Here is a 23,222-nt window from a genome sequence, read left to right as displayed (position 1 = left end):
ATGGCTCCCTGGCTAATTCCTTTTTTCAAGGATCAGCCGTCATGATGATGAACGAAAAATCCGAACTGCCACACGCGTTATTCGCATTTCGTGAATGCAGTCAGGGATTGCTCCGCATAACGAACAATTCCGCATTGTCGCGGATCGAATAAGCTGGTGATTCAAGTATAGGCGAGACGTTCTGCGTTTCAAACGAAGCGCCAAAAACGTTCGATATGTCTTCCGGATTTTCCGACTAAATCGACGTAAAAATCACGCGGCGCGAAATTGAAAACGCCAGGTGAAATTATCTGAATGTCACGAGTGACGATAAACCGCCTGCGTTCCGCTTATTCTCATTTTCCCGAACCGGGCGGAACGCGCCTGCGACATCAACGCGACCATGCGCATGAGCCTGATTCCCTGAATGCCGCACGCCAGCCCCGGCGTGTTGGACACGCGCGACTCCAGGCTGATCACGAGTCCGTGAAGGTTCGCGAGGCGCGCAGGCAGCGCGTGCGAAACCTGCATGCTGACCGTCATCTGCATCGGGACACGCAACTCGTCGGCCGTGGCTCGCTCATCCGCGAAAAAATCGAAAAGCAAGGCCGGCGCGTCGATGTGCCGCTCACCCGTGCTGCGATTCTGAAAGAAGTCATAAACCGATTCGAGATGCGCAATTCCCGCCTGCTCGACACGCCGCGCAATAGCCGCACAGCGCTGCAATCTCCAGTTTTCGGACTGACTGACCGTCGCAATCAAATCGGCGATACGCGCGCGCAATTCCGCTTCACGGCATGCAATCAACGCGCGCACCATTTTGGCTTCCTCGCCCGATTGTTCCGACAAGCGATCGCGCCATTCCAATAAATCGTTCAGTGAAATCGACATGACATACTCCGTGGCATTCAGCCTGTCGAACCGGATTCGGGCGGTTCAGGATAATCTGGATCGCGACTCACCAGAGACCCGCTCCTCTGATCGCCGGATGGATATGCTATCCGTTTGCGGTCGTTTTGCCGTCGTTTCGACCGTAAATAAGGCCAGTCCTATGAGCTCCGGCGCGGCACGTTCGATGCTGACCAGCCAGCAAGCGGCGCGCGTCGCGTCGCTCTCAAGGAGACGGACATGAGAACCACCACCGTGATCGCTGGCGCGCTCCTCGCGCTCGCCAGCACCGCCGCGTTTTCACAGGAAATCTCGCGCGATCAGTTGATGCAGCGCCAGCAGCAGATGCAACCGGGCAAGAACGAGCCCGTTCCGGCCCCGCGCACGGGTGACTCGTCGCAAGGCGGCGTGCAGTCCGGCACGTCGGGCAGCGGCACGCTGATGCAGCAGCGTGAGCAAGGCATGTCGACGGCGCCGTCGCAAGGTTCGCAATCGACGGGCACGATCAAACAATGACGGGCGCGCGCCTGCGTCGGAAGAGCGCCGGCCATGTGCCGGCGTTCTCGTTTCGGAAAACAGCGCCCCTACAAGTAACGGTTCGTTTCCTTAGTCATACAAACGTCACCAGACGATCGTAATCATGCGCGGGGACAATTCGAAGCGGACGGGAAGCGAAATGAAGCTCGGGCGACAGCATCGCAGCCACCTTAAGGCGCGGGCGTCGTTTTGCTCTTCTCTCTCGGTTCCGCAATAGAAGAAGTCTCTCGCGGCCAGCCATGACGGCGATCCGAACGCCGCGTATCAGACGTTCTTCGGGCTGGGCGTCGACCGCGTGTTCACCGATTTCGCCAACGTCGACATCGCGGCCCGCGCGGCGTATCTGAAAGAACTCGGCCACCAGGCTTTGCATCGCTTCGTCGACCACGGGAGACGTTCATCGTTCGCCCTCGCTCATGTGCCTTGTCCTTTGCGTTATCCGCCCTGACGCTCGCGTGCACGTGGGCGTGGGCGAGCTCGATCTCATCGCGATCGGCCAGTCGCCCCGAACGCGGTCTCGTATAACAAAGCCATCGACGACACCGCGTCGTACATCCACCGCTTTCAGACGCTGATCCTGCGCCTCGAAGCCGGCGGCAGGAACCCTACACGCTCGATCCGAAGCTCGTCGACACGACGCTGTTCCGCGCGCGCACCGCTCGTCTACGGCGAAGGCGCGGCGGCGAAGTCGGCAATGGCGCGCCCGCGCTCAACGCATCGAGTCACATGCACTACCGGCCGCTCGGACAATTTCACGCAGGCCCAACCATCGACTTATCCGCGCGACGCGCGCTTCGATCCTGAGAGCATCTGCGTAGCGCGCGACGGCGCGAGCGTCTTCATCTCCGATGAATACGGCCCCTGCATCTATCGCTTCGACCGGCGCACGGGCGAGCGCATCGCGGTGTATCGCGTGCCGGCGTCGTTCGCGGTGACGACGCTTTCTCCGGACGGCAACGACGAAATCGGCCAGGACGCATCGGGCCGCGTCGCGAACAAGGGCATGGAAGGCCTCGCGATCTCGCCGGACATCGCCAACGCGCAGGACGTGAGCCAGACGAGCAGCGAAAGCGGCCTCGCGCCGTACGCGCTCGCGAAGCAGCCGTTTCTCGATATCGTCAAGGCGCTGTGGACCACGGCATCGCGCCGAACGACATCCCCGCGAAGATCGAAAGCCTCGCGTTCGGTCCGGACGTGCGCATGAACAGCGCGCTCAAGCACACGCTTTTCATGGCGAACGGCAACGACTTCATCGACACCGTGAAGGACACGAAGCACCCGGTCGGCATCGACAATCCGAAACAGTACTTCGTGTTCGCGATCGAAAAGGCTTGCCGCTTGGACCATGCCGACCATCACGAACATGACGATCACGGTCAATGCCATGTAGCGCGGATGCTTCACGCGCTTGTCCACAGTTTCAGTGGACAAGCGTGTAGATAACTCGAGGGCCGTGCGCCTATCCCGTTGAAGCGCAAAGCGTTTCGAGAGGCGACCACGGATCGTGCCGCACGGCCCGCGTACTCATAAACCGTATATACTGTTTTTCAACAGGACAGGAGAGAACGGATGAGCACACCTCGAGTCAAGGCGCCGACGAAGAAGGCGTTCCATTTCCCGACCGGCGCCGCGGACAAGACGCCGCCGCCGGCGAAGCCCGACGGCAAGGCCGGCAAGAAGATGCAGGCCAGCACGACCGCGACCGCGAAGAAGACCAAAGCGAGCGCGACAGCCCCGGCCACGGCGCCGAAGAGCGCGAAGCAGCAAGCCGCGAAAGCGCCGACGGCGAAGCAATCCACGAAGACGCCCGCAATCGAAGCTGCCGCCGCGAAACAGGCCGCGAAACAAGCCGCGAATCAGGTCGCGAAGAGCGAGCCGAAGCCCGACACGAAAGCGAAGCGCGTGAAGAAGGAAAAGGTCGTGCGCGACAGCTTCACGATGCCCAAGTCGGACTACGCGAAGATCGCTACGCTGAAGAAAAAATGCTTGAAAAACGGCGTGCGCGTGAAGAAGAGCGAACTGCTGCGCGCCGCGCTTTCACTGCTCGACGCCGCCACGGAAAAGCGCCTCGTCGAAGCGATCAAGGCGCTCGAAACGGTCAAGACCGGCCGCCCGGCGAACGCCTGAACGTCACTAGGCTCAGAAGAAGTTTCGGAAGGCCCAGTACAACGCGGCGGCCAGCGCGATCGACGCGGGCAGCGTCAGCACCCACGCGAGCACGAGGCTGCGGACCGTGTTCCATTGCAGCCCCGATCCGTTGGCCGCCATCGTTCCGGCGACGCCCGAAGACAGCACGTGCGTCGTCGAGACCGGCAGGCCGTAGAGGTCGGCGGCGCCGATGGTCAGCATCGCGACCATTTCGGCCGAAGCGCCCTGCCCGTACGTCAGATGCTGCTTGCCGATCTTCTCGCCCACGGTCACGACGATCCGCTTCCAACCGACCATCGTGCCGAGGCCTAGCGCGATCGCCACCGCAACCTTCACCCACGTCGGGATGAACTTCGTCGCATGATCGAGCTGCTTCTTGTAGTTGTCGATCACCGCGCGGTCCGCTGGCGCGAAGACGGGCGTGTTCGCCTTCTCCATCAGGCGAATCGCCTCGGAAACGAGGTACATGTTGTTGCGCACGTTATCGACCATGTTCTGCGGCACCGCCGCGAGCGATCCCGACGAGCCGACCTGATTCGCAATGATGTCGGTGAGCTGCTTCACCGCGGGCAAGGTTGCCGTGGAAAGCTGGCGCGTGCGCACATAGGATTGCGTGTCCTCGCGCGCATCGACGGAAGGCGGCGCGCCGTTCAGGTATTTCGCGAAGGTCGCGGATGCCTCGTGCGCCACGGCGACGAAGTTCTGCGTCTCGGCCGGGCTCACCGCCTTGTTGAGCGCGTAGGCCGTCGGCACCGTGCCGATCAGGATCAGCATGATGAGACCCATGCCCTTCTGCCCATCGTTGGAACCGTGCGCGAACGACACGCCCGTGCACGTCAGAATCAGGAGCGCGCGAATCCAGAAAGGCGGCGGATGATTCTTCTTGGGCTCCTTGTAGAGCGCCGGCACGCGCACGAGCGCCTTCAGCAGAAGCAGGAGGAGCGCCGCGCAAATGAAGCCGACGATCGGCGAAAACAGCAACGCCTTGCCGACACCCGCCGCCTGCGACCAGTCGACGCCGCTCGTGCCGTTCGGCCCGCGCAATAGCTGATTCATCAAGCCCACGCCGATGATCGAGCCGATCAGCGTATGCGAGCTCGACGACGGCAGCCCGAAGTACCACGTAGCGAGATTCCAGATGATCGCGGCGATGAGCAGTGCGAAGACCATCGCGAAGCCCGCGCTGCTGCCGACCTGCAGGATCAGCTCGACGGGCAGCAGTTGCAGGATGCCGAACGCGACCGCGCCGCTCGATACCAGCACGCCGAGAAAATTCCACGCGCCCGACCAGACCACCGCGACATTCGGCGTGAGCGAGTGCGTGTATATGACCGTGGCGACCGCGTTCGCGGTGTCGTGAAAGCCGTTGACGAACTCGAATCCGAGCGCGATCAGAAGCGCGATGCCGAGCAGGAAATAAGGAAAGGCGGAACTCAGCCGGACGGATTGGAGATCGGACGCGAGATGCATCCCGACATAACCGACGCCGCCGATGAGTATGAGAAGGAAAACGAGGAGGCTGGTGCGGCGGGCGCGTTCGGACGCGCCGCCTTGCTGAGGAAATGCGATGTCCGGCATGCTCGCCTCGCGCGTTTACCGTAGCGGTGCCAAGCATACGTTCCGCCAGCGCGGCGAATTGTGAATCTTTTGTGTCAACAATTCATGTAAAGCTTTCACCGCGCGCAGCAAAGTCGTCCGATATCGGCGCGAGAACGATTTCATTGCGGATTCCGCTGCGCTGTCATACCGCTGACATTCTGCATCTCTATGTTTTCCGCCCAGCACGCCCATTGGACTGCCGGCGGGACCACCGGCGCACGGCCACGAACGCCAACAAAACGAAATGCCGCGCGACACAAGTGCATACCGAGACGATGACACTGAACTTCGACCCAGCGCCAGCACGATTGAGCCTCAGCCGTTCGCTCAGTTCCCGCCCTGCCGCCGCGCGCGTGTCCGATCCCTTTTCGCTTCGCGATCAACCCGTCGCGGATGCTTTCGTCATGCTGACGGCGCCGCTCGCGAGCGAAGCATTCCGGCAGACCGAGCTGATGGCCGGTCGTGCCGACGCCGCGTTGCTCGATCGATTGCGCTCGACGCTTCGGCGTCTGCGCGCCCTATGGTGGGCGTTCGAGCCGCTGCTCGACGAGAAGGAAGCGCGCGTGGTACGCAAGCGCTTCAAACGTCTCGCGGATATCGCCGGAGAGCCGCATGAATTCGACGCCGCCTGCGATCTGCTCGCGCGCGCGCACGAGAACTGCGCGCGCGTCGGGCCGGTCGTGCGGACGCTGCGGCAGGAGCGGCGCGAAGCATCGGCGATGACTTGCGTGACACTGCGCAAGGCGCACGTCGACGTGCTGTTGCGTCGCGCGCTCGCGGATGCGCGGCGGCGCCTCGAGGCGCGTGCCGAGGATCGAACGCTGGAGGAATTCGCCCGTCAGCGCGTCACACTCGCCGATGATCTGCTCAGCAAGCGGGAACATCGCGCAGCCAGGATGAAGCGTGTCGATGCGAAGACCTTGCGCAGCATCGAGGAAGCGGCGACGAAACTGCAGTGCCTGCTGGAGCTGTTCGCGCCGGTTCTCGAGCGCGGGCATCGGCACACGATGCCGCAGTTGCTCGCGGCGCAAGCGGCGCTCGTGCGGTTCCATGACGTGCTGGCAAGCGCGGCTGTCGTACGGCGCGTCGCGCCGGCGTTGAACGACAAGCAAGCCATCGACGAAGCGGTCCGCTGGCTGAACCGCGCGGCACGCAACGAATCGCGCGCGGCGCTCGAACGGTTGCGCGCGTTGCCTCATTGCCTCTGACGCGCGCGGGAAAGCGCCCTCCTTTCATCCATCTCCTTGCGGCGGTTTCGCTCCCCGCGTTATGTGCCCGCCGTCATCCGGGTTCCGCGCGCGGCGAAGCATCGGCATCCTGAATGCCTTCCATCACCGACATCGGAAGGAGCACGTCATGTACTTCGGGACACTCGTCGCGCAGGCGCGAACGGATCAGGAAAACGCCACCTGGCGGCGCGACATGGATGCATCGCCCGTCGCGACGGAGAGTCGCTGGCATACGTTCTGGCACGGGCTTGCGCGACTCGTCGGTCGAACGCAACAGCCGCTGACCGCGGGCAATCAGAAGTAAAGGTTCGTCGCACGTCGAGGCATTCGGATTCGTCTGAGCCGTTTCTACCGATAAAACCTGCTTCAATGCAGGCCTTTTTTGCGTCTCGCAATGAGCTCGTCGGATGCGAACACGCGACGCTGTTGGGACGTGCGCGCAGTGTTCATGCAGACGCCACGTTCACTGAACGTGGACGCGCTGAATTGTTCGAAGTAGCGCGCGCGTCGCCGCGAGCACGAATTTCAATCCAACCGTAACAAACATGCGAACAGCCAGCGTTCTATTGATCCCGATCGCCATCGCGTTTCTCGTTACCGCGTTTCCCGCCAGCGCGAAATACTCCGAGCAGTGGATGACAAACTCGGAAATAACGCACGCGCAGTCATCGGCTGCCACGGCGCGGTCAGACAATTCGGCCCGAAAGGCGCCGCTGCAGGCTGCAGCCACGACCGCCGACGACGACCCCATTGCGGCGTTCGCCCACGATCAGAAATCGCAGCACAAAGCGGCCCGGCACTGAGAGGCTCTTTGACTAGCGTGTGAAATATCGTGGACATCACGAATATTCTGATTTCTTTCCTTCTGCATCGACTATTCTTCTTACCGTCGTAAGAGGTGGGTTGCATGGTCACTGCGCCCTGCCATGTGCGCGATTTCATCGTGCATTATCAGAGGCACAGTCATACCGTGGCGCCCACTGCTCTTACGACACACTGAATCAATCGCGAGCGGTTTGAATGCGTCCCTCCGTCTATGTCATACAGTCGGGCGGGCCGCTGCGAGGCGGCTAAAGATCGACGAATCGTGGGAGATCTGATTGGACGTCTTGAATGAACCTGCCCAGCAACGCTGCGGGCAAAAAATCCATAACCTTGCGCGCGGTTTCCACCGGGACGTGAGGTCTCGAGAAAATATCAACGCTCCGTATGATCGCAGTGTTGCGGATGGGCCGATTGATGACGAATCAATCGTTACTTGCCACGGCGAACACCCATCCGCGTTCAGCGACGAACCGGAACGTGGACCAAAATAAATAGCGTGCGCAATAACGCTTTACAGTCGATGAAATATTCACGCTCGACGGATTTCGAGCGCAGACTTCGATGTCGCGGTAAGGCGGTGGGGAGATTCGCTGCGGAGGTGCTGCGATTAGCGTGCGATTCAGAAACGAATATGGCTGATTGAATCGCAGCGATGAAATATGAGCGCTTGATGCTCAAAATTATTCTGGCGGAGAGAGGGGGATTCGAACCCCCGATAGGTTTTACCCTATACACGCTTTCCAGGCGTGCGACTTAAACCACTCATCCATCTCTCCGGAAGACGGCGATTATACCAAGTTCCCGCGCCTGCGCCAGCCCCTACGGGTGACGAATGTAATCGACGAGCGCGCGCGTGTACGCATCCGGCTTGCGATCGAAAAGGCTCACCGCGATCGCCACCGCAAATCCGGCCGGCACGCCGAACACGCCCGAGCTGATCGGCTCGATGCCGAACCAGCGCGGCCCCGCGAAGCCCGTCAGTTGCACGAAGAACGGATACGTCGACACGATGTAGTACACGCACACGACGAGCCCCGCGATCATCCCCGCGACGACGCCGCGCTGCGTCGTGCGCTTCCAGAACACGCCGAGCACGAGCGCCGGAAAGAGACTCGACGCCGCGAGCGAGAACGCCGCGCCCACGAGAAACAGAATATTCCCCGCATTGAGCGACGCCACATACGACGCGAGCAAGGCCACACCGAGCAGCAAGATCTTGGAGATGGTCACGCGCCGCTGGCTCGTCGCGCGGCGGTCGACCATGCAGTAATAGACATCGTGCGACAGCGCATTGGCGATCGTGAGCAGCAGCCCGTCCGCCGTCGAAAGCGCCGCCGCCAGCGCGCCCGCCGCGATCAGCCCGGAGATGACATACGGCAGTCCCGCGATCTCCGGCGCCGCGAGCACGACCATGTCCGGCTGCATCTGGATGCCGGACCAGCGCACGATGCCGTCGCCGTTCACATCGCTGATGCGGATCAGATACGGCTCCACGCGCCGCCATTGCGTGACCCATTGCGGCAGATCCGCGAAGCGATGCCCGACGAGCCCCGTCAATATCTCGTGCTTGATCAGCACCGCGAGCACCGGCACCGTCAGATAGAAAAGCGCGACGAAGAACAGCGTCCAGCCGACCGAACGCCGCGCCGACGACACCGACGTCGTCGTGTTATAGCGCGTGAGAATGTGCGGCAGGCTCGCCGTGCCGATCGACAGACACAGAAGCAGCGACAGAAAGTTGATCTGATGCACGCGCGGACTCTCGTCCCCTGCCGAGCCCGGCGCGAACGCCTCGGTCATCGGCACGGGCGCCGCGACGCGCTCGGTCAGCGCGTCGCGTTCGCGCGACCACTTGACCTGCGCGTCGGCGGCATCGCGCGGGAAGGCGGCGAGCTCGCGTTCACGCTCGTTGATCTCACGCAGCGGCCCATTGTGCCGCCGCAGTTCCGCGATCTCGGCGACGAGGCGCGCATGTTCGGCGTGGAACGACTGCGGCAGCGCATCGATGCGCTGCTGCATCTGCACGGCCTGACGCTGATAATCGGCGCGCACGTGCGCTTCGTCCGGCGAGATGGCGACCGCGCGCTCGAGCGCTTCGACGCGCTCCATCACGCGCCCGTAGTTGAATTGCGGAAACCAGCCGAGCCCTTCGCGGTGCGCGATCATCGACACGGGAATCAGCATCGCGCTGATCAGAATGATGTATTGCGCAACCTGCGTCCATGTGACCGCGCGCATGCCGCCGAGAAACGAGCACACGAGAATGCCCGCGAGCCCGCAGAAGATGCCGATAGAAAACTCGATGCCGATGAAGCGCGATGCGATCAGGCCGATGCCCTGAATCTGCGCGACCAGATACACGAACGAGCAGAGAATCGCCGCGATCGCCGCGAGCGCGCGCACCAGGTTGCTGGAGAAGCGCGTGCCGAGAAAATCGGGGATGGTGTAGCGCGCGAGCTTACGAACATACGGCGCGAGCAGAAACGCGACGAGGCAGTAGCCGCCTGTCCAGCCCATCACATAGGCGAGGCCGTCGTAGCCGCTCGCGTAGATCGACCCGGCAAGACCGATGAACGATGCCGCCGAAAGCCAGTCGGCGGCGGTCGCCATGCCGTTGAACGCGGACGGCACGCGCCGCCCTGCCACGTAGTACTCGACGAGATCGGACGTGCGCGACAGGAGCCCGATCACCGCGTACACCGCGATCGGCACGAACAGGAACACATAGCCGATCCACATGCCCGGCCCTGTCGTGCGCTCGATGCGCTCCATCAGAAAGATGAACAGCAGGAAGCCGAGCGTGTAGAGCGCGTAGGAAAGGATCAGCCGGTTGGTGAGCTTCATGACGCGCCGCCCTGCTCCGTCCTGGCGGCCCGAGCGAGACGCGCATCGGCGATCTGCATCAGCACGATATAGACGAGGATCAGCGCGACGTAGACGAGTATCGCGCCCTGCGCGCCGAAGTAGAACGGCAGCGGAAAGCCCGCGACGCGCACATGCTCGAAGCGTTGCGCGAAAAGCGGCAGGCCGAAGGAAACGACGAAGCCGATGGCCATCAGCACGGCGATCAGCGCGACGTTGAAGCGCCAGTACGCGCGATGCGCGCGCGCCATCGCCGCCGAGACGGGCGGCGGTGTGGCAGGCGTCGGATTGGAGGTATCGGCGGGAGGCTGCGTGACCATGCGGTTATTTACCAAAACCGCACAGCATCGGCAATTAGGATCGACCGCTGCTCGCCGGGCAGCGGTCGAAGCGAAGGTCAGCGGGCTTCGCCGAGCTGATCGAGAATCGCCGGATTTTCCAGCGTGGAGACGTCCTGCGTGATCTCTTCGCCCTTCGCGAGCGAACGCAACAGACGGCGCATGATCTTGCCGGAACGCGTCTTCGGCAGGTTCTCGCCGAAGCGGATGTCCTTCGGCTTCGCGATCGGGCCGATTTCCTTGCCGACCCAGTTGCGCAGTTCGATGGCGATCTGCTTCGCTTCATCGCCCTCGGGACGCGGCCGCTTCAGCACGACGAACGCGACCACGGCTTCACCCGTCGTGTCGTCCGGACGGCCGACGACCGCCGCTTCCGCGACCATCGGATTCGCGACCAGCGCCGATTCGATCTCCATCGTGCCGAGACGGTGACCGGAGACGTTCAGCACGTCGTCGATGCGGCCCATGATCGTGAAGTAGCCGGTTTCCTTGTCGCGCACCGCGCCATCGCCGGCGAGATAGAGCTTGCCGCCGAGCTCTTCGGGGAAGTAGCTCGTCTGATAGCGCTTCGGGTCGCCCCAGACATTGCGCAGCATCGACGGCCACGGACGCTTCACGACCAGGATGCCGCCCTGCCCGTTCGGCACGTCCTGGCCGGTTTCATCGACGACCGCGGCCATGATGCCCGGCAGCGGCAGCGTGCACGAACCCGGCACGAGCGGCGTCGCGCCCGGCAGCGGCGTGATCATGTGGCCGCCGGTTTCCGTCTGCCACCACGTATCGACGATCGGGCACTGACCCTTGCCGACGTTCTCGTGATACCACATCCACGCTTCGGGATTGATCGGCTCGCCGACCGTGCCGAGAATACGCAGCGAGGACAGATCGAAGCTCTTCGGATGCACCTTCGCGTCCGCCTCCGATGCCTTGATGAGCGAGCGGATGGCCGTGGGCGCCGTGTAGAAGATCGTGACCTTGTGGCGCGCGATCATCTCCCAGAAGCGGCCCGCGTGCGGATAGGTCGGCACGCCCTCGAACATGACCTGCGTCGCGCCGATGGCGAGCGGACCGTACGCGATGTAGCTGTGTCCGGTGATCCAGCCGATGTCCGCCGTGCACCAGAAGATGTCGCCCGGCTTCATGTCGAAGGTCCACTTCATCGTCTGCGCGGCCCACAGCAGCGTGCCCGCGGTGCTGTGCTGCACGCCCTTCGGCTTGCCCGTCGAGCCTGACGTGTAGAGGATGAAGAGCGGATGCTCCGCGCCCACCCACTCCGGCTCGCACTTGTTCGATTCGTTCTCGACGATCTCGTGCAGCCACAGGTCGCGGCCTTCGGTCCACGCGACCTTGCCGCCGGTACGCTTGTACACGATCACGTCCTTCACCTTCTCGCAGCCGCCCGCCGCCAACGCTTCGTCGGCGATGCTCTTGAGCGGCAGCGCCTTGCCGCCGCGCATCTGCTCGTCGGCGGTGATGAGCGCGACCGCGCCGACATCGACCAAACGTTCATTGAGCGACTTCGACGAGAAGCCGCCGAACACGACCGAATGCGTCGCGCCGATTCGCACGCACGCCTGCATCGCGACGACGCCTTCCACCGACATCGGCAGATAGATCACGACGCGGTCGCCCTTCTTGACGCCGCGCTTCTTGAGCGCGTTGGCCAGACGGCAGACGCGATCGAGCAGATCCTGATAGGTGACGTTGGTGACGGTGCCGTCGTCGGCTTCGAAGATGATCGCGTTGTCGTTGCCGCGGCCCGCTTCCACATGACGGTCGAGACAGTTGTACGACGCGTTGAGCTCGCCGTCCTCGAACCACGTGTAGAACGGCGCCTTCGATTCGTCCAGCACCTTGGTGAACGGCTTGTGCCAGGAGAGCGTCTCGCGCGCGACGCCCGCCCAGAACCCTTCGTAATCACGCTCCGCTTCCGCTACAAGCGCCTTGTAGGCGTCCATGCCGGAGATTGCCGCACCCGCGGTAGCCTTGGCTGACGGCGGGAACACACGTTTTTCCTGAAGAACCGATTCGATCGCAGACATCGACAACCTCTCCTGATGGTGATTCCAAAATCCGGCGGCGCGCGCATCGCTGAATGGGCTGCGCGCGCCGCATGTTTATGAGGTTCGAAAAACGGAAAGCGCGCGGCGTTTCCGGCTCCGACCTTGTCTCCATTTGTACCGTACCGAGCCGGCACGGAAGAATGTCACGGCACATTCGTCTGCCAGCGACATCCTGCATCAATTTCAAGATAAGCCGCCCAACTTACCCGCTTCTTACGTGGCCCGGCGAGCGGGCACGGGGTATACACGGAGTCCGCGCGGCTTCTACAATGCGTCCCCACAATCGTAACTGAACTCGCCGCGCGGTATCCAGCTTGAATCGCTACGCCCTTCTTCTCATCGCAGCCATGCTGCTCGTCGGGAGCAACGTCGGCATCGGCAAGTCGATCGTCGCCTCCGTTCCCGTTCCGCTCTTTGCCCTGCTGCGCTTCGTGATCGCGCTCGCGGTGCTCTGGCCGCTCTTGCGCTGGTCGAAGATGAAGCGCGTCGCGCGCGGCGAATGGGTCAATCTCTTCCTGCAGGCGTTCTTCGGCACCTTCGGCTTCACGCTCCTGATGCTCAACGGCGTCGCGCGCACGAGCGCGGTCGCGGCGGGCGTCATCACGAGCACCATTCCGGCGGTCGTCGCGCTCTTCGCGTGGCTCTTCCTCAAAGAGAAGCCGGGCGGGCGCGCATTCGCGTCGATCGGGCTCGCGATCGCGGGCGTGCTCGTCATCAACGTCGCGCACGCGGGCGGCACCGGCGCGGGCTCGTTCAGCGGCAACCTGATGGTGCTCGGCGCCGTGTGCTGCGAATCGCTATATGTGATCCTCTCGCGCCGTCTCACGCAGACGCTGCCCGCGATCGACATCTGCGCCTACACGCACGCGATCGGCCTTCTGCTGATGTTGCCGCTCGGCGCGACATCGCTCGCGGGCTTCGACTGGACGAGCGTCGCGTGGGACACATGGGCGCTCGTCGTCTGGTATGGACTCTCGGCCAGCATCTTCTCGTTCTGGCTGTGGATGAAAGGCATCCGCCACGTCGACGGCAGTCTCGCCGGCGTCTTCTGCGCCGTGCTGCCGGTCGCGGCGGCGCTTTACGGCATCGCGTTCCTCGACGAGCGGCCGACGCTCGCGCACGGCATCGCGCTCGCGTGCGTCGTCGCGGGAATCGGGCTCGCGAGCGTCGGGACGCGCGGCGCCGGCGCCGTATCGCGTGAGACGGGCGCTTAGGACCGTCCCGCCGTTTCATCAGCGCATTCTGAAAGGTTTCGGCAAGTCCGTATGGCGACGCGCTACAATAGCGGGCTTCCCGACACCGCCAATGCGCCTGCACGCGCCCCGGCCGGCGCATCGCACGTTTGGCTCGTCATATTCGTCCGTCATCATTTCCGGCCCGACCGCACCGACTCAAAAGCCGCCCATGTCCGCTCCCAAGCATGCTTCCACCTCGCCCTCTCAGCCCGGCACGATGAAAGCGCTGCCGAAAATCATCTTCATGAGCCGCTGGCTGCAGGTGCCGCTGTATCTCGGCCTGATCGTCGCGCAAGCCGTCTATGTCGTGCTGTTCCTGAAGGAAGTGTGGCACCTCGTCTCGCACGCGATGACGCTCGACGAGATCAACATCATGCTCGTCGTGCTCGGTCTGATCGACGTGGTGATGATCTCGAACCTGCTGATCATGGTGATCGTCGGCGGGTATGAAACCTTCGTGTCGAGACTCGGCGTCGAGGGCCATCCCGACGAGCCCGAGTGGCTCGATCACGTCAACGCGGGCGTGCTGAAGGTGAAGCTCTCGATGGCGCTCATCAGCATCTCGTCGATCCATCTGCTGAAAACCTTCATCAACCCCGACCAGCACACCTTCCACACCGTGCTGTGGCAGGTGATCATCCACGTCGCGTTCCTCCTGTCCGCGCTGATCATGGCCTATGTCGACCGGCTGACCACGCACACGCATCCGCGACATTTCCACGACGAATCCTTTTCGCCGCCCAGAAACGCAATCGAGTGAAGCGTCGCCCAGAACGCGTACACATAATTTCGTCCCCCAGAGCTCAAGCCATGACCGTCATCAAGCAGGAAGACCTGATTCAGAGCATCGCTGATTCGCTGCAGTACATCAGCTACTACCATCCGCTCGACTATATCCAGGCGCTCGGCCGCGCCTACGAGCTGGAAGAGAGCCCCGCCGCGAAGGACGCAATCGCGCAGATCCTGACCAACAGCCGCATGTGCGCCGAAGGCAAGCGGCCGATCTGCCAGGACACGGGCATCGTCACGGTGTTCGTGAAGGTCGGCATGGACGTGCGCTGGGACGGTGCGACGATGTCGGTCACCGACATGATCAACGAAGGCGTGCGCCGCGGTTACCTGAACCCGGACAACGTGCTGCGCGCGTCGATCGTGAGCCCGCCCGAAGGCGGCCGCAAGAACACGAAGGACAACACGCCGGCCGTGATCCACTACGAGATCGTGCCGGGCGACAAGGTCGACGTGCAGGTCGCGGCCAAGGGCGGCGGCTCGGAGAACAAGTCGAAGTTCGCGATGCTGAATCCGTCGGATTCGATCGTCGACTGGGTGCTCAAGACCGTCCCGACGATGGGCGCGGGCTGGTGCCCGCCGGGGATGCTCGGCATCGGCATCGGCGGCACGGCTGAAAAGGCGATGGTCATGGCGAAGGAATCGCTGATGGACCCGATCGACATTCAGGACATCATCGCGCGCGGTCCGCAGGACTGGATCGAAGAGCTGCGCGTCGAGCTGCACGAGAAGGTGAACGCGCTCGGCATCGGCGCGCAAGGTCTCGGCGGCCTCGCGACCGTGCTCGACGTGAAGATCATGGCAGCCCCGACGCACGCGGCATCGAAGCCGATCGCGATCATCCCGAACTGCGCGGCCACGCGCCACGCGCATTTCACGCTCGACGGCTCCGGCGCCGCGAAGCTCGACGCGCCGCCGCTCGACGCCTGGCCGAAGGTCACGTGGCAGCCGAACACGGAAACGAGCAAGCGCATCGACCTGAACACGCTGACGCCGGAAGAAGTGGCGTCGTGGACGCCGGGCCAGACGCTCCTGCTGTCGGGCAAGATGCTGACGGGCCGCGACGCCGCGCACAAGCGCATCGCCGACATGCTCGCCAAGGGCGAAAAGCTGCCGGTCGATTTCACGAACCGCGTGATCTACTACGTCGGACCGGTCGATCCGGTGCGCGACGAAGCCGTCGGCCCGGCAGGCCCGACCACGGCCACGCGCATGGACAAGTTCACCGAGATGATGCTCGCGCAGACCGGCCTGATCTCGATGATCGGCAAGGCCGAGCGCGGCCCGGTCGCGATCGAGGCGATCAGGAATCACAAGGCCGCGTATCTGATGGCGGTCGGCGGCGCGGCGTATCTCGTGTCGAAGGCGATCCGCGAAGCGAAGGTGCTCGCATTCGAAGACCTCGGCATGGAAGCTATTTACGAGTTCGACGTGCAGGACATGCCGGTGACGGTGGCAGTCGATTCGAGCGGCACGTCCGTTCACAAGACGGGCCCGGCCGAATGGCAGGCAAAAATCGGAAAGATCCCTGTCGCGACGGCTTGAACCCGAGCTAAAGACGGTTTATACCTTCTGTGAATGACAGAGCCGGGCGTTTCGCCCGGCTCTTTTCTTTACATTGGGCGGTCCCGATAAAGATTTTCATTCTCAGTTTCGTCGGAAACTAAAAATTTCTACTCAACCTTGGCATTGTCGCGCTCAAGGTTTATCTTTGTTCAAGTGCCCCACGTTACAAAAAAGGAACAACCATGCAAGGCGACGCGAAAGTCATCGAATTTCTGAACGCCCAGCTGAAGAATGAGCTGACCGCGATCAATCAATACTTCCTGCACGCCCGGATGTATCAGCACTGGGGCCTGGAAAAGCTCAACAAGCACGAGTACGACGAATCCATCGGCGAAATGAAGCACGCCGACTGGCTGATTCAGCGCGTGTTCATGCTCGACGGCCTGCCGAACCTTCAGGATCTGCACAAGCTGCTGATCGGCGAAGAAACCAAGGAAATTCTCGAGTGCGACCTGAAGCTCGAGCAGATTTCCCAGTCGACCTGCAAGGAAGCCATCGCGTACTGCGAGTCGGTGCGTGACTTCGTTTCGCGCGAAATCTTCGAAAAGATTCTGCACGACACCGAAGAGCACATCGACTGGCTGGAAACGCAGCTGGATCTGATCGACAAGGTCGGCATCCAGAACTACCAGCAGACCATGATGGGCGATCACGAGTAACCGGTCGTCCGTGGCGGTGCCTTCCCTCAATCCGAACGAGCGCGCTCCGTCCGATTCGGGCGCGCCGGTCGGCATTTTCGATTCCGGCCTCGGCGGTCTGTCGGTGTTGCGCGCCGTACGCGCGACGCTGCCGCACGAGCGCCTGATCTATGTCGCCGATTCGCTTCACGCGCCCTACGGCGAGCGCGATGATGATTTCATCGTCGACCGCACCATGGCGATCGGCGAATGGCTCGTCGGGCAAGGCGCGAAGGCGCTGGTCGTCGCGTGCAATACGGCCACCGCGCAATCGATCGCCTTCGTGCGCGAGCGCCTGCCTATTCCGCTCGTCGGCGTCGAGCCGGGGGTCAAGCCGGCGGCGGCGGTGTCGAAGTCGCGCGTGGTCGGCGTGCTCGCCACGGCCGTGACGCTGCGCAGCGCGCGATTCCAGTCGCTGCTCGACCGCTACGCGGGCGATTGCCGCTTCATCTGTCAGGCGGGACACGGTCTGGTTCAGGCCGTGGAGCGCTGCGACACGTCGTCGCCGGCGCTGCTGGCCTTGCTCGAAAGCTATATCGCGCCGATGCTCGACGCCGGCGCCGACACCCTCGTGCTCGGCTGCACGCACTATCCTTTTCTCGATCGCGCGATCCGCGAGATCGCAGGCGAGCGCTTGCATATCGTCGATACCAGCGTCGCGATTGCGCGTCAGCTCGACCGCCTGCTCGACGCCCACGCGCTCCGGAATGTCACCGCGCCGGCGGACACCCTGCCGCGCTTTTTCTCCACCGCCGACGGCGAATCCCAGCGCCAGCTCGCCGCGTCCCTGCTCCAGCTCGATGCCAAGGTCGAGCACGTCGACATCCCTTCGCGCCGCACGCGCCTCGCTGAACCCGACATCGTCTGAGGGTTTCTCTCGCGCTGCATCAATTTCCGAGCGCGCTTTTCCCCGCCAGACAAGGGCTTCTAGCAATAAACCCGCTAACTTGCTCACTCTGTTACAAAAAACACGGTGGCCCGCTTGCCAACTCGCTCATGACGAATGATAATAATTCGCATTAACGCTAGCTATCGCGAACGATCATGATTGTCTGTGTCTGCAAATCAGTGTCTGACCGAAAGATCCGAGCCGCCATCGCCGAGGGAATGGACTCCTTCGACGAACTTCAATTCGAGCTCGGCGTAGCGATGTGCTGCGGCAAGTGCGAGGCGAGCGTTCGCGACGTCATGGCGGAAAGCGGCGTGTGCGCGTCGCGCTGCGGCGTCGAGCAGCGTGACATGGTGGCGCCGCTCACGTTCTACGAGCGCCAGGCCGCCTGATGCATCCGCGCGGCCGCCGTGCCGCGCTCAACCGACGGCGTCCGCGTCGTTCGGTCTCACCGCCTCTGCAAGCCAGGTTACCTTCGAGCATCCGGTCACTTTAGCCAGCCGCGCAACTCTTTTACCCCTGGAGGGAAAGATGGAATTGCTGATCGGCTTCGTGGCCACCCTGTTTATCTCCCTGCTTATTTTCCGAAAATGACGTCGTCAGGTTTCTTCCGCGCCGCGCCTGTGCAGTCGATGGATCTCGAGTTGGAAGGCAGCGCTTTCAGCAAAAACGCACGCAGCACCGCAAGCAGCCAATAACAATGCAGTCCCCGACCCTTTCTCCCGCAGCACTCCCGACAGCCCCGGCATCGAACACCAATCCGCGCGTGATCGCAGCGTGCGCCGCTGTCGTCGCGATTCACGCCGCGCTGCTGGGCGCCGCTCTGACGATGCGCAACGAACCGCTGCCGCGCCCGATCGAATCCAAGTCGATTACCGCGCAGCTCATCAGCGAGACGCCGCAGCCAGCTCCGCAACCCGTTGCAGTCGAAACGCCGCCGCCGCCCAGGCCGGTGCCGCAGCCGGTCCCGAAGCCACAGCCCAAACCGAAGGTCAAGCCGAAGATCGAGCCTAAACCCACGCCGATGCCGGTGACCGAAGCGCCGTCGCAGATCGCCGCGCCCGCGCCGGAACCGACGCCGCCCGCCCCCGCGCAACCCGCGCCGGCGCCTGCTGCGCCGGCCATCGGCAAGCCGAGCATGGATCTCGCCGCACCGAAAAACGTCGCGCATCTGAGCTGCAACATCGCGCAGCCGGATTATCCGGCAATGTCCAAGCGCCGCGGCGAAACGGGCACGGCCATCGTCAGACTGACGGTCGGTCTCGCGGGCAAGATCGAAAACGTCACGCTGCAAAAGAGCAGCGGCTCGTCGCGGCTCGACGACGCGGCGCTCGACGCGGTGCGAGGCAGCGCGTGCAGCCCCTACAAGGAAAATGGCGAAGCGATTCGCGCGACCGCCACGGTGCCCTTTGTTTTCAGTCTGAACGACTGACCGGTTTAATCAGATACAAGGAAGAAACGAGAAATGCAAAACTACGGGATAGCCCACGTCTGGGCGCAAGGCGACTTCGTGACGCGGGGCATCGCGCTCGCGCTCGTCATCATGTCGGTGCTTTCGTGGACGGTGATCGTCGTGAAGGCGTGGAACGTCGTGCGCCTGAAGCGTCTGACCAAGAACGCCGAACAGGCCTTCTGGCACTCCGACGACTTCAACGACGGCATCAAGAAGCTCGGCAGCCAGTCGTCGAGCCCGGCGGACAACCCGTTTCTCGCACTCGCGCTCGCCGGCCAGGAAGCGGCGGACCATCATCATCAGACGCAGCCGCATCTGCACGACCGCATGGACGTATCCGACTGGATCACGCGCTGCCTCAAGGACGTGATGGACGAAGGCGTCGGCCGCATGCAGGCGGGTCTCGCGATCCTCGCGTCGATCGGCTCCACGTCGCCGTTCGTCGGCCTGTTCGGCACCGTCTGGGGCATCTATCACGCGCTGCTGACCATCGGCGCGACGGGCCAGACCTCGATCGATCAGGTCGCGGGCCCGGTCGGCGAATCGCTGATCATGACCGCGTTCGGCCTCTTCGTCGCGATTCCGGCGGTGCTCGGCTACAACGCCCTCACCCGCGCGAACAAGAGCATCGTCACGAAGCTGAACCGCTTCGCGCACGGCCTGCACGCGTTCTTCGTAACGGGCTCGAAGCTCTCGTCGACCAAGCGCGCGACCAGCGCCTCGACCGACAGCCTGCGTCTCGCGACGCGCGCGTCGTAAGCCGGGGGTCGCATCATGGCCATGAGCCCATTCGCCGGAGATGAAGACGACGGCATGATGAGCGAGATCAACATGACGCCGCTCGTCGACGTCATGCTGGTTCTGCTGATCATCTTCCTCGTCACGATTCCAGCCATGCATCACGCGGTGAAGATCGACCTGCCGCACGCCAGCAGCGCGCCGCAGGACGAAAAGCCCGCGCACGTGAACATCGCGATCAAGGCCGACGGCACGACGCTGTGGGACGATCAGCCGGTCGACGAAGCGACGCTCGACGCGCGCATCGCGCAAGCCGCGCAACAGACGCCGCAGCCGGAGATCCATCTGCGTGCGGATCGCCAGGTGGCCTACGAGAAGGTCGCCGATCTGATGTCGGCGGCGCAGTCGGGCGGACTGACGAAGATCGGCTTCGTCACCGAACCGAAGAGCGGCAAGTAAGCAAGGAAGCGCCGCGCGCTCTGCCGGACCCAAAAGTAAAAGGCCTTCATCGTCAGATGAAGGCCTTTTTTTGTGCGCACTCAGCGCATTCGGGCGAGGCGGTCACTTTGGGTTCGAATAGCCAGAACCGGAAGTTCCGTCGCATGCAGCAGCCGTGGTCGACACGGACAGTGCAATCAACCCTATCAGGCTAACTATCAGAGCAGCCGTCAGTTTTCGCATAAGGAGCTCCTTAGCGAAGGAGACTTCAATATACCGCCGCGAATTTTGACGATCAATTGAATCTGTCCATCGCAAGCGCGCGCTTCAATGTCAGAAATCAATGACAAACGGCGATGCGGTCAAACTGTTTCGCGTTCCGCGCTTTCATGAACAGGACATTCTCCGGGAAAGCGCTCGCCGCTACCGATCGACTCGACGAGAAAATCCACGAATGCGCGCACTGCAGGGACCATGCCCTGACGCGACAGAAAAACCGCATAGAGCTGCGGCGACGGAAACGTCCAGCCCGGCATGACGGGCGACAGCTGGCCCGTGCGCAACGGCGCGCCGTACATCATCTCGGGCAGCGCCGCGATGCCGACGCCGCGCATCACGGCCTCGCGGATCATCGACAGGTCCGCGGTGACGAGACGCGGCTCGTGCTCGAACTCGTGGCGCGTGCCGTCCGGCGCGATCAGCCGATAGACGTGACGGCCATCGGCGGAAGGCATGTCGATCGTGTCGTACTGGGCGAGTTCGGCGGGCGTCATCGGTGGCGCATTGGACTTGAGCAGCGACGGCGCCGCGACGAGCATCTGCTCCGTGCGCCACAGCGGCCGCGCGACGACGTTCGAGCTCGCCGGCGGCTCCGAGCGCACGCGCAGCGCGACATCGATCGCGTCCTCGAACAGATCGACGACGCGGTTCGTCACGCGCATCACGACGCGCACTTCCGGATAGCGATGCATGAAGTCCGGCATCACCGCGGAGAGAAACGTCTGCGCGATCGTGACCGGCACGCTCACGCGCACCGTGCCGCGCGGCGAATCGCGCAGGCTTTGCACGACGTTGACGGCCGCCTGGGCTTCGGCGAGCATCGCCTGACAATGCTGGTAGAAAAGCTGGCCCGCCTCGGTCAGCGCGAGCTTGCGCGTCGAGCGCTGCAGGAGGCGCACGCCGAGCGACGCCTCGAGCTCCGACACGCGCCGCGACAGCCGCGACTTCGAGATGCCGAGCACGCGCTCCGCCGCGGAAAATCCGCCGTGCTCGACGACGTGCGAGAAATACATCAGATCGTTCAGGTCATGCGAGTCGGCTTTCATGGTCGCTCGGTGAGACTCGGAAGTATGCGCACGTGTCCGTGCGGTTCGTTATCGCCAGCGGGACAATCCATTGCGCCGCGACGTCTTTTACCGCGAAATGCGGCCCATATAATAGCTCTGTGTTTCAGATTTATCGCTATTCCCTTATTTCCGTATTCACGACGCGAGGCAACATGTCCACCAGCCGCAGCATCGAGCGCATCATTCCGGCGACCCGCACCGTTGAAGGCGGCGGGTTCGTCGTGCATCGTCCGTTTCCGACTCGTCTTCTGATGGATTTCGATCCGTTCCTTCTCCTCGACGAGATGGGCCCCGCCGACTACGCGCCCGGCGAGGCGAAAGGCGCGCCCGATCACCCGCATCGCGGCTTCGAGACCGTGACGTACATGCTCGAAGGCGAATTCGGCCACAAGGATTCGGCGGGCCACTCCGGCACGCTGCGTCCCGGCGACGTGCAATGGATGACCGCCGGCGCGGGTGTCGTGCACAGCGAAATGCCCGCCGAGGAGTTCACGCGCCAGGGCGGCCGCGTGCACGGCCTGCAACTGTGGGTGAACCTGCCGCAGCGTGACAAGATGATCGCGCCGCACTATCAGGAGATTCCGTCGGCGCAGATTCCCGTTGCGACGAGCGAGGACGGCAAGGTCAGCGTGAAGGTCATCGCGGGCGAGGCGCTCGGCGTGAAGGCCGCGATCGAGACGCGCACGCCGATCCTGTATCAGCACTTCTCGCTGAAGCCGGGCGCGAAGATCGAGCTGGCCGTGCCGCGCGATTACCGCGTGTTCGCGTATCCGCTTTCGGGCACCGCGCTCTACGGCCCGCAAAGCCAGCCCGTGCGCGCGCAGCAGATGGTGATCTTCCGCGACGACAGCGACATCATCGCGCTCGCCGCCGGCGATGAGGCCGTCGAACTGCTGCTGATCGGCGGCGTGCCGCTGAAGGAGCCGGTCGTGCGCTACGGTCCGTTCGTGATGAACACCGAGGAAGAGATCCGCCAGGCCGTCATCGACTATCAGGCGGGCCGCATGGGCGCGATCACGCACTAGGAGCGTGCGCGGCAGAAATCTGATGTCATCCGGCCGAGCGGAGAAGACGTTGTTAGCAGATGCCAACAAGTTATCTCCCATACGAGCCGCAGCAGCAGATGTTGCTGCCCCACGCGCTGCAAGACTGGCTGCCGGAAGGGCACCTGGCTTATTACATCAGCGACACGGTGGATTCGCTCGACCTGTCAAGCTTCCATGCGCGGTATGCGGGCGGCGGCCCGCGCAATCAACCCTTTCATCCGGCGATGATGGTGAAGGTGCTCGTCTACGGCTATGCGACCGGGGTGTTTTCGTCGCGCAAGCTGGCCAGGAAGCTGCATGAAGATATCGCGTTCCGGGTCCTCGCCGCGGGCAACTATCCGGCGCATCGCACGCTTTGCGACTTTCGCGCCTTTCACTTGAAGGAACTGTCGTAGCTGTGTGTGCAAGTGGTGAAGCTGGCGAAGGAATGCGGACTGGTCAAGCTCGGGACGATTGCCGTTGACGGCACGAAGATCAAGGCCAATGCGTCGCGTCATAAGGCGATGAGTTACGAGCGGATGAAGAAAGCCGAGCTGGAACTCAAAGAACAGATCGATGCGCTGCTGGCCAAGGCGAA

Annotated in this window: 24 protein-coding genes, 1 tRNA gene and 1 pseudogene; 19 read left to right on the top strand and 7 right to left on the bottom strand. The window is 63.0% G+C overall.

From position 1 onward, the window contains the following. Positions 1-465 precede the first annotated feature (465 nt). Positions 466-849: a hypothetical protein gene (locus AWB78_RS46565; RefSeq protein WP_157697545.1), complete on the top strand. Its 384-nt coding sequence runs from the start codon at positions 466-468 to the stop codon at positions 847-849. Positions 850-1,107: 258 nt separating this feature from the next. Beyond that, entirely contained in the window at positions 1,108-1,383 is a 276-nt protein-coding gene (locus tag AWB78_RS18005; RefSeq protein WP_062606627.1) for a hypothetical protein, read from the top strand. A 94-nt stretch (positions 1,384-1,477) separates the two neighbouring features. Here the strand turns inward: AWB78_RS18005 and AWB78_RS18000 are convergent, their stop codons facing one another. Next, positions 1,478-1,792, bottom strand: coding sequence for a hypothetical protein (locus AWB78_RS18000; protein WP_062606625.1), 315 nt, complete (start codon positions 1,790-1,792; stop codon positions 1,478-1,480). 306 nt (positions 1,793-2,098) lie between these two features. On the opposite strand from AWB78_RS18000, the gene AWB78_RS48340 reads away from it, so the two are divergent. The 3 genes from AWB78_RS48340 (at position 2,099) to AWB78_RS17985 (ending at position 3,531) form a co-directional block, all read left to right on the top strand. Further along, a complete protein-coding gene (locus AWB78_RS48340) occupies positions 2,099-2,608 on the top strand; it encodes an esterase-like activity of phytase family protein (RefSeq protein ID WP_062606623.1) in 510 nt (169 codons plus the stop codon). Further along, positions 2,605-2,847 (top strand): hypothetical protein, encoded by a 243-nt coding sequence (locus tag AWB78_RS48335; protein ID WP_062606620.1) that lies wholly within the window; start codon positions 2,605-2,607, stop codon positions 2,845-2,847. The genes AWB78_RS48340 and AWB78_RS48335 overlap by 4 nt, the downstream gene beginning before the upstream one ends. A gap of 126 nt (positions 2,848-2,973) precedes the next feature. Further along, entirely contained in the window at positions 2,974-3,531 is a 558-nt protein-coding gene (locus tag AWB78_RS17985) for a hypothetical protein (RefSeq protein ID WP_062606618.1), read from the top strand. Positions 3,532-3,543: 12 nt separating this feature from the next. On the opposite strand, the gene AWB78_RS17980 is transcribed toward AWB78_RS17985, so the two are convergent. Continuing rightward, positions 3,544-5,130, bottom strand: coding sequence for an inorganic phosphate transporter (locus AWB78_RS17980; protein ID WP_062606616.1), 1,587 nt, complete (start codon positions 5,128-5,130; stop codon positions 3,544-3,546). Between the two features lie 374 nt (positions 5,131-5,504). On the opposite strand from AWB78_RS17980, the gene AWB78_RS17975 reads away from it, so the two are divergent. The 3 genes from AWB78_RS17975 to AWB78_RS17970 all read left to right on the top strand — a co-directional run bounded on the left by AWB78_RS17975 (position 5,505) and on the right by AWB78_RS17970 (position 7,183). Further along, positions 5,505-6,359: a CHAD domain-containing protein gene (locus AWB78_RS17975; protein ID WP_232477739.1), complete on the top strand. Its 855-nt coding sequence runs from the start codon at positions 5,505-5,507 to the stop codon at positions 6,357-6,359. Between the two features lie 148 nt (positions 6,360-6,507). Continuing rightward, entirely contained in the window at positions 6,508-6,684 is a 177-nt protein-coding gene (locus AWB78_RS46560) for a hypothetical protein (RefSeq protein WP_157697544.1), read from the top strand. 241 nt (positions 6,685-6,925) lie between these two features. Continuing rightward, the gene (locus tag AWB78_RS17970) at positions 6,926-7,183 is read left to right on the top strand and encodes a hypothetical protein (RefSeq protein WP_062606614.1); all 258 of its coding nucleotides are present in this window, start codon (positions 6,926-6,928) and stop codon (positions 7,181-7,183) included. Positions 7,184-7,891: 708 nt separating this feature from the next. On the opposite strand, the gene AWB78_RS17965 is transcribed toward AWB78_RS17970, so the two are convergent. The 4 genes from AWB78_RS17965 to acs all read right to left on the bottom strand — a co-directional run bounded on the left by AWB78_RS17965 (position 7,892) and on the right by acs (position 12,447). Continuing rightward, positions 7,892-7,981: transfer RNA gene (locus AWB78_RS17965), tRNA-Ser, on the bottom strand. 43 nt (positions 7,982-8,024) lie between these two features. After that, a complete protein-coding gene (locus AWB78_RS17960) occupies positions 8,025-10,049 on the bottom strand; it encodes a sodium:solute symporter family protein (RefSeq protein WP_062606612.1) in 2,025 nt (674 codons plus the stop codon). Then, a complete protein-coding gene (locus AWB78_RS17955; protein ID WP_062606610.1) occupies positions 10,046-10,387 on the bottom strand; it encodes a DUF4212 domain-containing protein in 342 nt (113 codons plus the stop codon). Before AWB78_RS17955 ends, AWB78_RS17960 begins: the two co-directional genes overlap by 4 nt. A gap of 77 nt (positions 10,388-10,464) precedes the next feature. After that, entirely contained in the window at positions 10,465-12,447 is a 1,983-nt protein-coding gene (acs, locus tag AWB78_RS17950) for an acetate--CoA ligase (RefSeq protein ID WP_062606608.1), read from the bottom strand. Positions 12,448-12,782: 335 nt separating this feature from the next. On the opposite strand from acs, the gene AWB78_RS17945 reads away from it, so the two are divergent. The 9 genes from AWB78_RS17945 (at position 12,783) to AWB78_RS17905 (ending at position 20,274) form a co-directional block, all read left to right on the top strand. Then, entirely contained in the window at positions 12,783-13,682 is a 900-nt protein-coding gene (locus AWB78_RS17945) for a DMT family transporter (protein ID WP_062606605.1), read from the top strand. A 190-nt stretch (positions 13,683-13,872) separates the two neighbouring features. Next, positions 13,873-14,463: a TIGR00645 family protein gene (locus AWB78_RS17940; protein WP_062606843.1), complete on the top strand. Its 591-nt coding sequence runs from the start codon at positions 13,873-13,875 to the stop codon at positions 14,461-14,463. A 50-nt stretch (positions 14,464-14,513) separates the two neighbouring features. Then, entirely contained in the window at positions 14,514-16,037 is a 1,524-nt protein-coding gene (locus tag AWB78_RS17935) for a fumarate hydratase (RefSeq protein ID WP_062606603.1), read from the top strand. Positions 16,038-16,240: 203 nt separating this feature from the next. After that, positions 16,241-16,717 carry a bacterioferritin gene (bfr, locus tag AWB78_RS17930; RefSeq protein ID WP_014190999.1) on the top strand — a complete coding sequence of 159 codons (477 nt, stop codon included), beginning with the start codon at positions 16,241-16,243 and terminating at the stop codon, positions 16,715-16,717. Between the two features lie 10 nt (positions 16,718-16,727). Next, complete coding sequence (gene murI / locus AWB78_RS17925) at positions 16,728-17,603, top strand: glutamate racemase (protein WP_062606601.1); 876 nt, start codon at positions 16,728-16,730, stop codon at positions 17,601-17,603. A gap of 176 nt (positions 17,604-17,779) precedes the next feature. Then, positions 17,780-18,016, top strand: coding sequence for a (2Fe-2S)-binding protein (locus tag AWB78_RS17920; RefSeq protein ID WP_062606598.1), 237 nt, complete (start codon positions 17,780-17,782; stop codon positions 18,014-18,016). A gap of 308 nt (positions 18,017-18,324) precedes the next feature. Beyond that, positions 18,325-19,056, top strand: coding sequence for an energy transducer TonB (locus AWB78_RS17915; protein ID WP_062606596.1), 732 nt, complete (start codon positions 18,325-18,327; stop codon positions 19,054-19,056). 33 nt (positions 19,057-19,089) lie between these two features. Then, the gene (locus tag AWB78_RS17910; RefSeq protein ID WP_062606594.1) at positions 19,090-19,836 is read left to right on the top strand and encodes a MotA/TolQ/ExbB proton channel family protein; all 747 of its coding nucleotides are present in this window, start codon (positions 19,090-19,092) and stop codon (positions 19,834-19,836) included. A gap of 15 nt (positions 19,837-19,851) precedes the next feature. Continuing rightward, positions 19,852-20,274, top strand: coding sequence for an ExbD/TolR family protein (locus AWB78_RS17905; protein ID WP_062606591.1), 423 nt, complete (start codon positions 19,852-19,854; stop codon positions 20,272-20,274). Positions 20,275-20,615: 341 nt separating this feature from the next. Here AWB78_RS17905 and AWB78_RS17900 read toward each other — a convergent pair whose 3' ends face one another. Then, positions 20,616-21,578: a LysR family transcriptional regulator gene (locus tag AWB78_RS17900; protein WP_062606589.1), complete on the bottom strand. Its 963-nt coding sequence runs from the start codon at positions 21,576-21,578 to the stop codon at positions 20,616-20,618. Between the two features lie 173 nt (positions 21,579-21,751). On the opposite strand from AWB78_RS17900, the gene AWB78_RS17895 reads away from it, so the two are divergent. Continuing rightward, the gene (locus AWB78_RS17895) at positions 21,752-22,624 is read left to right on the top strand and encodes a pirin family protein (protein ID WP_062606587.1); all 873 of its coding nucleotides are present in this window, start codon (positions 21,752-21,754) and stop codon (positions 22,622-22,624) included. A 59-nt stretch (positions 22,625-22,683) separates the two neighbouring features. Next, positions 22,684-23,222 (top strand): annotated as a pseudogene (locus AWB78_RS43555) (transposase); the annotation flags it as partial.

The organism is Caballeronia calidae, assembly GCF_900044055.2.
Classification (GTDB): domain Bacteria; phylum Pseudomonadota; class Gammaproteobacteria; order Burkholderiales; family Burkholderiaceae; genus Caballeronia; species Caballeronia calidae.
This window is presented reverse-complemented; position numbering and strand designations above follow the sequence as displayed.

Bases quoted from the DNA above. Each gene is read 5' to 3' on its own strand.
- AWB78_RS18005 (WP_062606627.1), top strand. From the start codon at position 1,108: ATGAGAACCACCACCGTGATCGCTGGCGCGCTCCTCGCGCTCGCCAGC.
- AWB78_RS48340 (WP_062606623.1), top strand. From the start codon at position 2,099: ATGGCGCGCCCGCGCTCAACGCATCGAGTCACATGCACTACCGGCCGC.
- AWB78_RS48335 (WP_062606620.1), top strand. From the start codon at position 2,605: ATGAACAGCGCGCTCAAGCACACGCTTTTCATGGCGAACGGCAACGAC.
- AWB78_RS17985 (WP_062606618.1), top strand. From the start codon at position 2,974: ATGAGCACACCTCGAGTCAAGGCGCCGACGAAGAAGGCGTTCCATTTC.
- AWB78_RS17980 (WP_062606616.1), bottom strand. From the start codon at position 5,130: ATGCCGGACATCGCATTTCCTCAGCAAGGCGGCGCGTCCGAACGCGCC.
- AWB78_RS46560 (WP_157697544.1), top strand. From the start codon at position 6,508: ATGTACTTCGGGACACTCGTCGCGCAGGCGCGAACGGATCAGGAAAAC.
- AWB78_RS17970 (WP_062606614.1), top strand. From the start codon at position 6,926: ATGCGAACAGCCAGCGTTCTATTGATCCCGATCGCCATCGCGTTTCTC.
- AWB78_RS17960 (WP_062606612.1), bottom strand. From the start codon at position 10,049: ATGAAGCTCACCAACCGGCTGATCCTTTCCTACGCGCTCTACACGCTC.
- AWB78_RS17955 (WP_062606610.1), bottom strand. From the start codon at position 10,387: ATGGTCACGCAGCCTCCCGCCGATACCTCCAATCCGACGCCTGCCACA.
- acs (WP_062606608.1), bottom strand. From the start codon at position 12,447: ATGTCTGCGATCGAATCGGTTCTTCAGGAAAAACGTGTGTTCCCGCCG.
- AWB78_RS17940 (WP_062606843.1), top strand. From the start codon at position 13,873: ATGTCCGCTCCCAAGCATGCTTCCACCTCGCCCTCTCAGCCCGGCACG.
- AWB78_RS17935 (WP_062606603.1), top strand. From the start codon at position 14,514: ATGACCGTCATCAAGCAGGAAGACCTGATTCAGAGCATCGCTGATTCG.
- bfr (WP_014190999.1), top strand. From the start codon at position 16,241: ATGCAAGGCGACGCGAAAGTCATCGAATTTCTGAACGCCCAGCTGAAG.
- AWB78_RS17920 (WP_062606598.1), top strand. From the start codon at position 17,780: ATGATTGTCTGTGTCTGCAAATCAGTGTCTGACCGAAAGATCCGAGCC.
- AWB78_RS17915 (WP_062606596.1), top strand. From the start codon at position 18,325: ATGCAGTCCCCGACCCTTTCTCCCGCAGCACTCCCGACAGCCCCGGCA.
- AWB78_RS17910 (WP_062606594.1), top strand. From the start codon at position 19,090: ATGCAAAACTACGGGATAGCCCACGTCTGGGCGCAAGGCGACTTCGTG.
- AWB78_RS17905 (WP_062606591.1), top strand. From the start codon at position 19,852: ATGGCCATGAGCCCATTCGCCGGAGATGAAGACGACGGCATGATGAGC.
- AWB78_RS17900 (WP_062606589.1), bottom strand. From the start codon at position 21,578: ATGAAAGCCGACTCGCATGACCTGAACGATCTGATGTATTTCTCGCAC.
- AWB78_RS17895 (WP_062606587.1), top strand. From the start codon at position 21,752: ATGTCCACCAGCCGCAGCATCGAGCGCATCATTCCGGCGACCCGCACC.